The sequence below is a fragment of the Paludibacterium yongneupense DSM 18731 genome, from assembly GCF_000422925.1.
Lineage (GTDB): Bacteria > Pseudomonadota > Gammaproteobacteria > Burkholderiales > Chromobacteriaceae > Paludibacterium > Paludibacterium yongneupense.
The window spans coordinates 59133-72852 of sequence record NZ_AUGZ01000013.1; the positions used below are offsets into that span (position 1 = coordinate 59133).

At 63.4% G+C, this 13720-nt stretch carries 11 protein-coding genes; 1 reads left to right on the forward strand and 10 read right to left on the reverse strand.

Annotated elements, in window-relative coordinates; genetic code table 11:
* Nucleotides 1-8: 8 nt before the first annotated feature.
* Together ctlX and G520_RS0107605 are read right to left on the reverse strand one after the other, a co-directional pair.
* Complete coding sequence (gene ctlX / locus G520_RS0107600) at nt 9-974, reverse strand: citrulline utilization hydrolase CtlX (protein ID WP_051229260.1); 966 nt, start codon at nt 972-974, stop codon at nt 9-11.
* A gap of 9 nt (nt 975-983) precedes the next feature.
* Nucleotides 984-1997, reverse strand: coding sequence for an ornithine cyclodeaminase (locus G520_RS0107605; protein WP_028535122.1), 1014 nt, complete (start codon nt 1995-1997; stop codon nt 984-986).
* A 265-nt stretch (nt 1998-2262) separates the two neighbouring features.
* Between G520_RS0107605 and G520_RS0107610 the strand changes: the two genes are divergently transcribed.
* A complete protein-coding gene (locus G520_RS0107610) occupies nt 2263-3165 on the forward strand; it encodes an alpha/beta hydrolase (protein WP_036665708.1) in 903 nt (300 codons plus the stop codon).
* 25 nt (nt 3166-3190) lie between these two features.
* On the opposite strand, the gene G520_RS0107615 is transcribed toward G520_RS0107610, so the two are convergent.
* From G520_RS0107615 to gudD, 8 genes are all read right to left on the reverse strand, one after another.
* Nucleotides 3191-4666 (reverse strand): YopT-type cysteine protease domain-containing protein, encoded by a 1476-nt coding sequence (locus G520_RS0107615; RefSeq protein WP_028535124.1) that lies wholly within the window; start codon nt 4664-4666, stop codon nt 3191-3193.
* A gap of 32 nt (nt 4667-4698) precedes the next feature.
* The gene (locus G520_RS0107620) at nt 4699-5118 is read right to left on the reverse strand and encodes a CesT family type III secretion system chaperone (protein ID WP_028535125.1); all 420 of its coding nucleotides are present in this window, start codon (nt 5116-5118) and stop codon (nt 4699-4701) included.
* A 182-nt stretch (nt 5119-5300) separates the two neighbouring features.
* Entirely contained in the window at nt 5301-6635 is a 1335-nt protein-coding gene (locus G520_RS0107625; protein WP_028535126.1) for an enolase C-terminal domain-like protein, read from the reverse strand.
* A 26-nt stretch (nt 6636-6661) separates the two neighbouring features.
* Nucleotides 6662-8005 carry an MFS transporter gene (locus tag G520_RS0107630; protein ID WP_028535127.1) on the reverse strand — a complete coding sequence of 448 codons (1344 nt, stop codon included), beginning with the start codon at nt 8003-8005 and terminating at the stop codon, nt 6662-6664.
* Between the two features lie 99 nt (nt 8006-8104).
* Entirely contained in the window at nt 8105-9292 is a 1188-nt protein-coding gene (locus G520_RS22050; RefSeq protein WP_051229230.1) for a glycerate kinase, read from the reverse strand.
* 146 nt (nt 9293-9438) lie between these two features.
* Nucleotides 9439-10857 (reverse strand): pyruvate kinase, encoded by a 1419-nt coding sequence (pyk, locus tag G520_RS0107640; RefSeq protein ID WP_028535128.1) that lies wholly within the window; start codon nt 10855-10857, stop codon nt 9439-9441.
* Between the two features lie 37 nt (nt 10858-10894).
* Nucleotides 10895-12070, reverse strand: coding sequence for a glycerate kinase (locus G520_RS0107645; RefSeq protein WP_425516748.1), 1176 nt, complete (start codon nt 12068-12070; stop codon nt 10895-10897).
* A 58-nt stretch (nt 12071-12128) separates the two neighbouring features.
* Nucleotides 12129-13478 carry a glucarate dehydratase gene (gene gudD, locus G520_RS0107650; protein ID WP_028535130.1) on the reverse strand — a complete coding sequence of 450 codons (1350 nt, stop codon included), beginning with the start codon at nt 13476-13478 and terminating at the stop codon, nt 12129-12131.
* Nucleotides 13479-13720 lie beyond the last annotated feature (242 nt).

Below are 13720 nucleotides of genomic sequence, written 5' to 3' on the forward strand. Positions count from 1 at the left end.
GGCGGGCGTCAGGCCGGCGGCAGGAAGTTTTCCGCGATCATGCAGCGCGCGCCGCCGCCCCCCAGATCCTCGATGGTATTCAACGGAGATTTGGCGATAGTCGCATAGGCCGTCAGCCTCGCCTGCTGATCGGCATCGAACGCGGCCCAGGCGCGCGTCGACATCGCCAGCACCGGACCTCCTCCGGCACCGGACAGTTCGAGCACATTGCCGGCGAAACATTCCATCTGGGCGTGGCTGATCGCGATAATCGTCTTTCCGTCCCCCTCCAGCGAAGAAATGACCCCCTGGCGCTGTCGCACGTCGACGATGGCTTCGAGACACACCAGCGCCAGCGTGCGTCCCACGCTCATCATCACATTGGTGTGATAGATCGCATGCCCGTTGCGGTCGAACGCTTCGAACAACACCAGATGGCAAGCCAGTTGCGCGGCCACCTTCTCTATCGCTTCCGGATGACATCGGCTGGACAGGCAGGCATAGATGATACGATTTTCATGATCGAAAACCATCGCGCCCGTACCCTCCAGGTATTTCCCCTCGTGCTCGAAGTAGCTGAGATCGACGATCCTGGAGACCTGATAATCGCCCATCAGACGGCGGATCACGGCAGGCTTGCGTTCGCGGCGGCGGCTTGGCGCCTCCATCGGATAGGTGACGATGGTTCCATCGTGCAACAGGCTGATCCAGTTGTTCGGAAACAGCGAATCGGGCGTTCTGTCGTCGCCGCTATCGTGAAAGACCTGAACCTGCACGCCAGCACCGCGGATGGCTTCGACATAGCGATCGAACTCGAACAGCGCCGTACGCTGCGCCGATTGCGCATCGTGCCCGCTGCGTTGAAAGCGGTTCGATGACATCGTCTCGGGATTCGCACAAAACCGGACCGGGCGCACCATGACGATGCGGCTGGCCGTCTGTGTCCTGGTCTGTGTCCTGGTCTGTGTCCTGGTCTGTGTCCTGGTCTGCGTCATGCGCATGCCTCAGGCCAGGAGCTGGAAGAGGTTTTTCGGATCGGACGGTGCCGGCACCAGATCAATCGCATTCCCGATGCCATATCGTTCGGACTGATCCAGTACATAGCGCAAGGCGGAAAAATCTTCCAGCGCAAACCCGACCGAGTCGAAAACCGTGATCTCATCCGCGCTTATCCGCCCCGGTCGCACACCGGCCAAGACTTCCCATAGTTCGGTGACGGCGAAATCGGCGGGCATCTGCTGCAACTCGCCTTCGATACGGGTTTGCGCTTCGAACTCGACGAAAACCGTGGCCATGCCAAGGATATCGGGATGCAGTTCGGTCTTGCCCGGGCAGTCGCCGCCGACGGCGTTGACATGCATTCCGGGGCGGATCATGTCCGGGGTCAGGATGGTAGCGTGGTTTTTATCGGCGGTGACCGTTGTGATGATGTCGGCTCCCTCCGTCGCCTCACGCGCCGACGCCGCGCGAATGAGGTGCAAGCCGGGGTGCCCCCCCAGGTTGGACAGCAGTTTGTCGGTCGCCGCGGGGTCGGTGTCGTAGAGGTGGAACGTGTCGATATTCAACAGCGTATGAAAAGCCAGCAACTGAAACTCGCTCTGTGCGCCATTGCCGATCAGGGCCATGATCTTTGCATCGGGCCGGGCCAGCACCTGTGCGACCAACGCCGATGTCGCCGCCGTGCGCAGGGCGGTGGTCAGGGTCAGCTCGCTGAGCAGGACAGGCAAGCCCGAGTCGACGCGCGCCAGCGCGCCGAAAGCCATGACGGTCAGCATGTCGAAGCGCGTATTGCGAGGGTGGCCGTTGACATACTTGAAGCCGTAATAATGCCCATCCGAGATCGGCATCAGCTCGATCACGCCTTCGTCCGAATGATGCGCGATGCGCGGACAGGTATCGAAGTCCGGCCAGCGCCGGAAATCGGCTTCGATATAGCGGGCGAGTTGAGCGATGAAGACCTCGGCTCCTATGGTTTTGACCAGCCGTTGCAGGTCGATGGTATCGATATAGCGTGTCATGTCGGCTCATTTCCTTGGGGTTGGCATGTGATTGCCGCGGGCTTATTTTCCCCCGCGCGCATGCCAGCCGACAGTGTGCAAACTGCAAGAACGGCAGGTGAAAGCGAGCAAATCGCCAGAAAGAATCGACACGTTGACAAGAAGGGCATCAAGCCGCGAATCCCCGCGGGCGCGCAGGCCCGTCCGATACGACCGGCCCGCCTCGCCAGTCATGCCCCCGCGGCGTAGAATCGCAACTCTACCCCTTGCTGCCGCGGAGACCGTCATGGCGTTGCAGACCAGTGAAATCCATGCCGATGGGCCGCACGGGCTGCTGGCGGGCAGCTTGCTGTCGCCCGCAGGCGCGAGCGACTGTGCCGTGCTGATCATACCGGGCAGCGGCCCGACCGATCGCGACGGCAACAACCCGTTCGGAATCAAGTCGGCCATGTACCGCCTGCTGGCGGAAGGCCTGGCCGACCGTTCCATCGCCTCACTGCGCGTGGACAAACGCGGCATGTTCGGCAGCGCGGCGGCGGTGCCGGACGCCAACGCGGTCACGCTCGCCGACTACGCCGACGATGTTCTGAACTGGGTCGCCGTCCTGCGCGAACGGACTGCCGCCCGGCGGCTCTATCTGCTTGGGCATAGCGAGGGCGCCATGGTCGCGCTTGCCGCGGCAGAACGGGCGGACGTGGATGGCCTGATTCTGCTTTGCTCCCCCGGCCGGCCGCTGGGTGTCATCGTGCGCGAACAATTCGCCGCCATGCCGGAATATGAGGCGCTCATGGCGCCTGTCGACGCGACGCTGGCCGAATTCGCAGCCGGGCGGCACGTGGCGAGCGCGGCGCTGCCGCCGGCTTTGCAGTCCATTTTTCCGCCTGCGGTGCAGAACTTCGTCATCGACGTGTTTCGTTACGACCCTGCCGCCCTGCTCGCGCGCGAAACGCGCCCGGTGCTGATCGTGCAGGGTCTGCGCGACCTGCAGATCGGGCTGGCCGACGCGCGGGCGCTACAGCAGGCCGGTCACGGAGCAAGGCTGCTGCTGTTGCCGCACATGAATCATGTCCTCAAGGACGTACCCGAAAACGACCGCGCCGCCAACCTGGCCGCCTACGCCGATCCGGCCCTGCCGTTGTCCGCCGGTCTGGTGTCCGGCATCGCCGACTTCTTGGCCGACGCGCGCTGAACGGCGCACCCTGCGACCTGCCGCGTCAGCGATAGCGCTCGCATCGGTGCTCCTGCTGCAGATCGGGGTATTTGTCCCGCAGAAATTCCGCGATGAAGTTCTGCATCTCGCCGTGACTCGAGAAGGTGAATTCGCCAGCGTTCGGATCGAAAAACTGGAACGTCCCGGCATCGCCATCGACATGACAGGCAAGACCATGCCCGCCCTTGCCGTAGATCTGGATCAGGTACAAACCGTCTTTGCCGAGCTCGCCCACATCCAAGCTCCCCTTGTGTATGTCGCCTCCCTCCTGACGGCGCAAGCCGTTGTCCTGCAGATATTCGCGCAACACGGCATCGCCCCGGTAGTAGATACCGGCAGTGAATACCCCGCGCTCCATCTGCTTTTTCTGGCCGTTGACAAAAGGCGTATCGACATGCTGCCAGCGCGCGTCCGCATCTTTCCCCGTTGTCGCTTTGGCAGTGCTTTCGGGCTTACTGTAATAAGCGATGGCAAGGTTCATGACTTCTTCGCGCCCCGGCGTCACACTATTCAGATTATGGTCGCGACCATAGTTTTCGCCGTCGCGCCCGAGGTCGGTCTGAAAATCGACGCCATGCCTGACACAGCTTAGCCAGTGAGTCGCCAAGGCCGCGCAGATACCCTTCGTTCCAAAGGCCACCCCTTGCTGCCCCCGGCTTGAATCCGTGATGGAAAGCAGGCCTTGCGAGAACGGCACGATCCCCGTGGCGCCATGGCGCAAGGCCATCGTATTGGCGGCGTCGTTGCCGAGGTAGGCCAGGGCTTTCCGTACCCAATCGACTTCGGCCTGGCCACAGCGTCCCTTGTGCCCGAGCGACGGCCTCATATTGAGCACCACCCTCAGTGCCGCCGGAGAGTAAACGTCGCGGATCGCCGCTGTCAGTTCGCTTTTTGATATCACGCCGCTCAGCGTATGTCCGGCTGCGAGCAGGGTTTCCTGTTTTTTGTGCAGCTCGCGTGCGGCGATTCGCGACTCCATCCGCTCGCGCGCGCTCTCCACCGGGCGGTCGCTCCGCAAGCGCAGTCTCTCGTCGTCGAGGCCTTCCCTTTGCCGGACCCGCAACAGATTTTCGACATCGGACTTGCTCATCGCGGCCCGCATCCGGGCCATGGGGTCGTTGCGCGCCGGCACGGATGGTTCGGATGCTTTGGCCCGCGCAGGGGGGGCGTCGCGCAGCGGCGACGATTCGGACTGCCTGGCCGGCGCATAGGCCTCCTCCCGGCTTGAGCCGCGTCCGGCACAGCGGCCGAACAGATCCTGCAAACCTTCCAGGGCGCGGCCCACCCGTCCTTTGACCGGCATGCCGGTGCGACCCTCGGCATCGCGCGGGCGCACAAAGTCGGCCCGGCCGCGCGCCTCCCCCTGATCGAGGCGGAAGCGGGCATCCCGCGAGATCATGGGAACGTGGCTGGAGACGGGACGGCGACCGAAATCGGCAGCAGAGGTCGTGTTATTGGGTGCATGAATGGAAACGGGCATACAAAACTCCATGTCGACAAAAGAACTCGGAATCAGACGAGCGCGCCAGCAGTCCGCGCATCATGCGCCTGCCCGGCGGTCGCTTCGCACAAGGCGGCCGACCGGCACAGCAGATGCTGCAGCGCCGCACGGGCAGAGGCCTCACTGCAGCCGGTCAAAGGCAGGCGCAGCCACAACATCGGCCGGCCGTCATCGGTCAGCCCGACGACGGCCTGCTCCGCTTCGCCATCCGGTTGATTCAGGCGCAGCCAGGACTCGGGGTCGACCGTGGCGGCGGGAACCTCGATCAGCAACATCCACGCATCATCCGATAGCAGAACCAGGTGCAAGATACGGCCATCGTCGAGATCGAGCGTCAAGACATCGCCCTCGGGAGCCGAGGCAGGATTGTCGAAGTCGATAAAGGCCAGTAGCGACAGAGTATGTTGGCGAAACAGGCGGGAGGCAGACAAAAGGACATCCTTCGGGTAACTGGCGGTCACGACCGCGATGGCTGGCAGTAGACCCGAAGGCGTGGCGGATGACTTTCGGAAAACGGCAATTGTTTTCGGATAGAACAAAAAAATACCCAAACCAGCCAGAATGATTCAACTGGCCGGCTTGGGTAGTGCAGGGTTCGTGGCGACGAATTCGTTCAGCGAACCAGCGCCGGTCGCTTGCGGTCGAATGTCCATCCCGCAATCAGGTACTGCATCGCGGCGGCATCGTTGCGGGCACCGGACGGCATGGCGCGATGCAGGCGGTGCGCCTGCTCCACTTTTTGCCAGTCCAGTTCGACCCCCAGCCCCGGCTTGTCGCTCAGGGCGATCTTGCCATCGACGATCTGCAACGGCTCGCGCGTCAGAGATTGCCCTTCCTGCCAGATCCAGTGCGTATCGATGGCGGTCGGCTTGCCCGGCACGGCGGCACCGACATGCGTGAACATGGCCAGCGAGATGTCGAAATGGTTGTTGGAATGGCAGCCCCAGGTCAGCCCCCACTCGTCGCACAACTGTGCGACGCGCACGGCTCCGCTCAAGGTCCAGAAATGAGGGTCGGCCAGCGGAATGTCCACCGCATCGAGCAAGACCGAATGCTGCAGTTCGCGCCAGTTGGTCGCGATCATATTGGTAGCGGTCGGCAGGCCGGTCGCCCGGCGGAACTCGGACATGATCTCGCGCCCGGAGAATCCGTTCTCAGCGCCACACGGATCCTCGGCATAGGTCAGGACATTCTTCAGTCCCTTGCACAAGCCAACCGCCTCATCCAGCGACCACGCGCCGTTGGGATCGATGGTAATGCGCGCATCGGGAAAGGCGGCAGCCAGCGCGCTCACGGTTTCGATCTCCTGCTCACCGGGCAAAACCCCGCCCTTGAGCTTGAAATCCTTGAAACCATAACGATCCTTGGCGGCCTGCGCCAGACGCAGCACGGATTCGGTGTCCATCGCCGCCTGATGCCGCAGATGGTACCACTCATGGCCGCCCTTCCCGCCGGCCTGATACGGCAGGTCGGTCTTCTCGCGGTCGCCGATATAGAACAGATAACCGAGCACGGTCACGGCATCGCGCTGCTTGCCCGGGCCGAGCAATTCCGCCACCGGCACGCCGAGGAATTGGCCCATCAGATCCAGGAGCGCCGCTTCGAGCGCGGCGACGGCATTGACGCGCAGCTCGAAAGTCCAGGCCCCCTTGCCAAACGAATCGGTATCCGAGCCGGTATTGCCGCTGTGCAGGTCGTGCACCAGCCGCTTCAGATGCCCCAGTTGCTGGCCGACGACACGGGGAATCGCATCCGCCAGGGTCTGCAGTATCACCTCGCCGCCGGGGGCTTCGCCGACGCCGGTATGCCCGGCACTGTCGGTCAGGACCACCAGGTTGCGCGTGAAATACGCGCCATGCGCCCCGCCGATATTAAGCAGCATGCTGTCGTGGCCGGCTACCGGTATCACGCGCATTTCCGTGATGACAGGGGTCGATTGTGAGCTCATTTTTCGCGTTCCTTGTCAAGCGCCGCTTATGCGCGCTTCAGATTCAAGCGTTTGATGTCCGGCACGATGAACATGAAGCTGACAATGGCCAGCAATGCATGGACGCCGACGAAAACCAGGGCGCCGTCGAAGGAGCCGGTCGACTTGATGATGTAACCGATGGCAATCGGGGTCACGATGCCGGACAGATTGCCGAACATATTGAACAAACCGCCGCTGAGTCCGCTGATCTCCTTGGGTGCCGTATCCGCCAGCACGGCCCAACCGAGCGCGCCTATGCCCTTGCCGAAGAAGGAAACGGCCATCACGCCGACCACCAGCCACTGCGAGTCGACGTAGTTGCACACAATCATCGACATCGACAGCAGCATGCCGAGAATGATGGGCAGCTTGCGCGCCAGCGTCAGCGTGCTGCCTTTTCTCAGCAGCCAGTCGGAAATGATCCCGCCCAGCACGCCGCCCAGGAAGCCACAGATCGCCGGAATCGATGCCGCCACGCCGGCCTTGAGCAGGGACATATGCTTGGCCTGGATCAGGTAGACCGGGAACCAGGTGATAAAGAAATACGTGAGCGCGTTGATGCAATACTGACCGAGATAGGCGCCCATCATCATCCGCGATTGCAGCAGCTGCTTGATGTCGGCCCACTTGAACGCGGCTTTGGCCTTGTTGCTGACATTTTTCTGGTCCATGTCGACCAGCGCCCCCCCCTTCTCGATAAAGTCGAGTTCGGCCTGATTGATGCCGGGGTGATCCTTGGGAGCATGGATGACTTTCAGCCAGATCACGCTGAATACGATCCCGACCGCGCCCATGAAGTAGAACACCGCCGCCCAGCCTATGGTCGTCGTCAGCCAGCCCATGACAGGGACGAACATGACGATGGCAAAATACTGCGCCGAATTGAAGATGGAGACCGCGGTGCCGCGTTCCTGCGCCGGAAACCAGGCGGCCACGATGCGGCTGTTACCCGGGAACGAAGGCGCTTCGACCAGCCCGACCATGAAGCGCAGGAAGAACAGCGTGGCGATGGCAGCGGCCACGCTCAGGCCGCCGACGGCGCCCTGCAGAAAAGTGAACAGCGACCAGGTGAAAATACTCCAGAAATAGACTTTTTTCGAACCAAAGCGGTCGAGCAACCATCCCCCCGGAATCTGCCCGATCACATATGCCCATGAAAAGGCCGAAAAAATATACCCCATTCCGACCGCGTCGAGGCCGAGCGCCTTCGACATCGGTGCCCCCGCAATGGAAAGCGTTGCGCGACTGCCATAATTCAATGCGGTGACAAAAAACAGCATGACCACGATCCAGTACCGGACATGCGTTTTTTTAGCCACCCCTCCTAATGCCATGCTGACGTCGTTCATGAATCTCTCCCGTGAAGTAAACCGTACACAATCCGGCGGCGATGCCTGTCGCCGTATCAGTCGACACGCCCAGTCTAAATAAGTCGCCAGAGCGATTCATCAGCGCCCCCTACAAGATTCGGCACCGATTTGCAGTGAATTTGAGGCATTTGCCCATGCCCCTATTTTGTGCACCGCCGCAATATTGCGCGCCGTCAAATAGATGTTTCCCGCCGCTTCCGCCAGCGCCTCTTCTAGCAGGCACACCCGGAACAGCACGCTGAAAACCGCATCGATACCATGCTGGTGCACGACAGAAACATCGGACGACAGACTGCCGGCAATGCCGATGACCGGTACGCCATGGCGCTTGGCGACACGCGCCACCCCGATGGGGGTCTTGCCGTGCACGCTCTGGCTGTCGATGCGCCCCTCGCCGGTAACGACCAGATCGGCATCGCGTATCGCAGCGTCCAGACCGACCGCCTCGGTCACGATCTCGATGCCAGGCCGCAAGCTTGCGCCAAGCATGGCGACCAATGCCGCTCCCATGCCTCCGGCGGCGCCGCCGCCGGGTATCCGGCGCACGTCGATGCCGAGCTGGCATTCGATCAGGTCGGCATAGTGGGCGAGATTGGCTTCCAGCCGTTCAATGCTTCCAGGGTCGGCCCCTTTCTGCGGGCCAAACACCGCCGCGGCGCCTAGAGGACCGAGCAAGGGATTGTCGACATCGCAGGCAACGTCAAAGCGGCAATCGGCCAGACGGGGGTCGAGGGTCGAGAGATCGATGCGGGCCAGCTGCGCGAGCGCCCCCCCTCCCGCTCCTATCGGATGGCCGGCGCTATCGCTCAAGGTCGCCCCGAGTGCCTGCAACATGCCGGCGCCGCCATCGTTGGTCGCGCTGCCGCCCAATCCCAGAATGATATGGCGGCGGCCATGGTCCAGCGCCGCCAGAATCAGCTCGCCGGTACCACGCGTACTCGTCAGCAGCGGATCGCGCCGCCCCGGCTCCAGTAGTTCCAGCCCGCTGGCCGCGGCCATTTCGATGACGGCCGCGCCGCCGTCCGGCAGCAGGCCGAAGCAGGCGCGAACCGGGTCGCCCAGCGGTCCGCTGACGTCGGCGGCGACACTATGGCCGCGCGTCGCCGCCACCATCGCTTCGACGGTACCCTCCCCGCCATCCGCCATCGGAATGGACACATAGTCGGCATCGGGATAGACAGAACGAAAGCCCGCCTCGATCTGGGCGGCAACGTCCATCGCCGACAGACTTTCCTTGAACGAGTCGGGAGCAATGACAATTTTCATAATGGCTCGGTCTCACTGGTAGGCGGGCGGCCCGAGGCCGCCCCGTTTCCATTGCTCGGCATGATACGGCGCTCCGTCGGCCGCGCCTTCGTGCAAGCGCATCAAGATAAAAGCGGATGGACTACAAATATTGGAGGTTTGCCCAGTCACCCTACCGTGGCAACACGCAAGAGATTCGTCGTCCCTGGCGTTCCGAAGGGCAGACCGGCCGAAATGACGATGGTCGCCCCAGCCTCGGCAAACCCCTGGTTCAGCGCCGCGCGGCACGCATAGTCGGTCATCTCGCCCACATCGGCCACATCGTGGATCAGCAAGGCATGCACCCCCCACACCAGGGCCAGTCGCCGTGCCGTCGCCAGGCGCGGCGTCATGCCGATGATGGGTGCCAGCGGCCGTTCGCGCGCCATATGCAGTGCGGAATGCCCCGTGGTGGTATACGCCACCGTCGCAGCAGCGGCCAGCACCTGGGTGATATTGCGCATGGCGCAGCCGATGGCATCGGTTGCCGTTCTTTCCGGCGGGGTGCGCGCCGACTCGATCGCCTCTTGATAATAGGGATCGGACTCGGTCTGGCAAATGATGCGGTCCATGATGCATACGGCTTCGACCGGGTAGTTGCCCGACGCCGACTCGGCCGACAACATGACAGCATCGGCGCCGTCGTAGATGGCGGTTGCGACATCCGAGGCCTCCGCCCGCGTTGGCACCGGCGCCGCCACCATCGAATCGAGCATCTGCGTCGCGACAATGACAGGACGGCCGGTGCGGCGGCACTGCTTGACGATGCGCTTTTGAATGGATGGCACTTGCTCTGCCGGCATCTCCACCCCCAGGTCGCCGCGGGCGACCATAATGGCGTCGGCCGCCGCGACGATGGCGTCGAGATCGGCGATCGCCGCGGGTTTTTCCAGTTTGGCGATCACACCGGCACGACCGGCGACGATGGACTTGACCTCCTCGATGTCCTCGGCCCTTTGTACGAAAGACAGGGCCACCCAGTCGACATCGAGCTTCAGGCCAAAGGCCAGATCGGCACGATCCTTCTCCGTCAGCGCCGACAAGGGCAAGACCACATCCGGCACATTGACGCCCTTGCGATCGGACAGAGGCCCGCCCGTTATCACGCGCGTCGTCGCGCTCGTATCGTCGCAGCGCTCGACACGCAGCCGGATGCGGCCGTCGTCGAGCAGGAGCTCGGCGCCAACGACCAGAGCCGCGAAAATTTCGGGGTGCGGCAGCGCGACACGCTTCGCATCGCCCGGCTGCTCTCGTCGCAAGTCGAGGTCGAAAGTCTGTCCGGCCTCCAGCCGCACGGGGCCATCGGCAAAGGTAGCGATGCGCAGCTTGGGGCCTTGCAAATCGAGCAGGATGCCTATCGGACGTCCGCTATCGCGCTCAAGCTCGCGGATGATGCGTGCGCGTTCTTGATGGTCGGCATGGCTGCCGTGGCTGAAATTGAGCCGAAACACGTCGACCCCCGCCTTGAACAGCGCTTCGATACCGGCACGGTCCGGCGTGGCCGGTCCCAGGGTGGCCACAATCTTGGCCTTGCGATTGCGATGCATGCGTTTTCTTTCTCAAGTGGCGTCTCGGGATAGGAAATCAGGCAGGAATGGGCGCGGCGCGGCTAATCGCGCTCCCATGCCCCAGGCGATACAAGGCCGCCACATTGCGAGCGGCCAGATAGATGTTGTCGGCCGCGTCGCGCAACGCCTCTTGCAGGCTGCAGGGGCGGTAGAGCACGCTGAAAACCGCGTCGATGCCATGTCCGCACGCCGCGTCGACGTCCGGACTCAGGCTCCCGGCAATGCCGATCACGGGAACACCGTGTTGGCGGGCGACGCGAGCGACGCCCATGGGGGTCTTTCCGCGCGCGGTCTGCCCATCGATGCGCCCCTCGCCGGTAATCAGCAGATCGGCCCCATCCAGCGCTGCGTCGAGGCCGGCCGCCTCGATGACGATCTCGATACCCGGGCGCATCGTCGCCCCCAGCAACCCCGCCAGCGCCGCCCCCATTCCGCCGGCAGCGCCGCCCCCCGGAATGGCGCGCACATCGATGCCGAGACGCATGGCGATGATATCGGCAAAACGGCCTAGCCCGGCCTCGAGCTCGGCCACCATGCCCGGTGTTGCCCCTTTCTGCGGTCCGAACACCGCCGCCGCCCCATCCGGTCCGAGCAGCGGGTTATCGACGTCGCAGGCGACATCGATCCGGCACTCGGCCAACCGTGGATCCAGCGTCGTCAGATCGATATCGGCGAGTTTCGCGAGCCCCGCGCCGCCACAGGGGATCGAGCACCCCTCACGGTCGATCAGGCGCGCTCCGAGCGCCTGCAACATGCCGGCGCCGCCATCGCTGGTCGCACTGCCGCCCAAACCCAGCAGCAGATGACGGCACCCCTGATCCAGGGCCGCCAGCATCAACTCGCCAGTGCCGCGCGTCGTCGTGTGCAGGGGGTTGCGGCACGCGGCGGGCAGCAAAGCCAGCCCACTCGCCGCCGCCATTTCTATCACGGCCAGGCGGCCGCCACCGAGCAGCCCGAAGAATGACGGCAACGGCGCGCAGGCGGGGCCGGTTACCGTGACATGGACACGGCGACCGCTTGCCGCAGCGACCAGAGCATCGACCGTCCCCTCTCCGCCATCGGCCATCGGCAAGGCGACATAGTCCGCATCGGGAAAGATACAGCGAAACCCGGCTTCGATCTGTGCGGCGACTTGCGCCGCGCTCAGGCTTTCCTTGAATGAATCCGGGGCGATAACTATTTTCATGGACATGGCAGGTCAAACCGTTCAATCGTCGGCTGCGCGCGCAGAACGCCGCGCGGCCCGCATTTCAACGCACCAGGGACGGCCGTTTGTTGTCAAAGGTCCAGCCCGGAATCAGGTATTGCATGGCGACGGCATCGTCCCGCGCGCCGAGCGCTTTCTCCTGGTACAAGCGGTGGGCGAGCTCGACCTGGTCCATATCGATTTCGACGCCGAGGCCGGGCTTCTGCGGCACGGCCACTTTGCCGCCGACGATGCGCAACGGCTCACGCGTCAGTCGCTGCCCGTCCTGCCAGATCCAGTGGGTATCGATTGCAGTGACCCGGCCGGGTGCGGCGGCGGCGGCATGCGTAAACATGGCCAGAGAAATATCGAAATGGTTGTTCGAATGCGAGCCCCAGGTCAGCCCCTGATCGCGACAGAGCTGGGCTACGCGCACCGCGCCCTGCATGGTCCAGAAATGCGGATCGGCCAGCGGGATATCGACTGCGTGCAATTGCACGGCATGGCACATCTGGCGCCAGTCGGTGGCGATCATGTTGGTCGCCGTCGGCAGACCCGTGGCGCGGCGGAATTCCGCCATGACTTCGCGGCCGGAGAAACCGTTCTCGGCACCGCACGGATCCTCGGCATAGGCCAGTACATCGTGCCGGTCGCGGCACAGCGCGATCGCCTCTTTCAGCGACCAGGCACCGTTCGGGTCCAGCGTGATGCGCGCCTGCGGGAACCGCTCGGAGAGCGCCGCCACAGCTTCGATTTCTTCTTCGCCGCGCAGTACGCCGCCCTTGAGCTTGAAATCGTTGAAACCGTAGCGCTGTTGCGCCGCCTCGGCCAGACGCACCACCGCATCGGGGGTCAGCGCGACCTCATGCCGCAGGCGCAACCAGTCATCGGCATTATCGGGCTCTGCCCGATAAGCGAGGTCGGTTTTGCGGCGGTCGCCGACATAGAACAAATAGCCGAGCATTTCGACTTCGCTGCGCTGCTGCCCTTCGCCCAGCAAGGCGGCAACCGGCAAGTCGAGAAACTGTCCGAACAAATCGAGCATGGCCGCTTCGACCGCGGTCAGCGCGTGGATCGTGACGCGCAGGTCAAACGTCTGCAGGCCGCGACCGCCGACATCGCGATCGGCGAAGCGCTCGCGCATGGCGTTGAGAACCCGGTTATGGTCGCCGAGCCGGCTGCCGATCACCAGGGTGGCCGCATCCTCCAGCGTACGCCGTATCGCCTCACCCCCCGGAACTTCGCCGACCCCGGTCTGGCCCGCATCATCCTTCAGGATCACGATGTTGCGGGTAAAGTAAGGGCCGTGCGCCCCGCTCAGATTAAGCAGCATGCCATCGTGCCCGGCGACGGGTACCACGCGCATGGAAACGATCTTCGGTGTTGCGTTACCGGATTTGCCCGTTTGATTCATGATTGACGCTCCTTGTTCCGGGGGCCGCGGTCGCAGCCCTGCGATATGTCCTGATCGAAGCCGCGGCCAAAACGCCGTGCCTTTCTGCATCGATGCAATGGCAAGAGAATACCGTTCCTCCCCGCCACTGCCATCGGGCCGCAGACATAATTCCCGCGCCTTTTTTTGCATTTTATTGGGCAAGTGCCCAGGGAGCGGCAGGCAAAAAAACAGGCGCTCGCAAGCGCCTGTTGAATGATGGG

Excerpts from the sequence above, each read along its gene's own strand:
- ctlX (WP_051229260.1), bottom strand. The coding sequence starts at position 974 with ATGACGCAGACCAGGACACAGACCAGGACACAGACCAGGACACAGACC.
- G520_RS0107605 (WP_028535122.1), bottom strand. The coding sequence starts at position 1,997 with ATGACACGCTATATCGATACCATCGACCTGCAACGGCTGGTCAAAACC.
- G520_RS0107610 (WP_036665708.1), top strand. The coding sequence starts at position 2,263 with ATGGCGTTGCAGACCAGTGAAATCCATGCCGATGGGCCGCACGGGCTG.
- G520_RS0107615 (WP_028535124.1), bottom strand. The coding sequence starts at position 4,666 with ATGCCCGTTTCCATTCATGCACCCAATAACACGACCTCTGCTGCCGAT.
- G520_RS0107625 (WP_028535126.1), bottom strand. The coding sequence starts at position 6,635 with ATGAGCTCACAATCGACCCCTGTCATCACGGAAATGCGCGTGATACCG.
- G520_RS0107630 (WP_028535127.1), bottom strand. The coding sequence starts at position 8,005 with ATGAACGACGTCAGCATGGCATTAGGAGGGGTGGCTAAAAAAACGCAT.
- G520_RS22050 (WP_051229230.1), bottom strand. The coding sequence starts at position 9,292 with ATGAAAATTGTCATTGCTCCCGACTCGTTCAAGGAAAGTCTGTCGGCG.
- pyk (WP_028535128.1), bottom strand. The coding sequence starts at position 10,857 with ATGCATCGCAATCGCAAGGCCAAGATTGTGGCCACCCTGGGACCGGCC.
- G520_RS0107645 (WP_425516748.1), bottom strand. The coding sequence starts at position 12,070 with ATGTCCATGAAAATAGTTATCGCCCCGGATTCATTCAAGGAAAGCCTG.
- gudD (WP_028535130.1), bottom strand. The coding sequence starts at position 13,478 with ATGAATCAAACGGGCAAATCCGGTAACGCAACACCGAAGATCGTTTCC.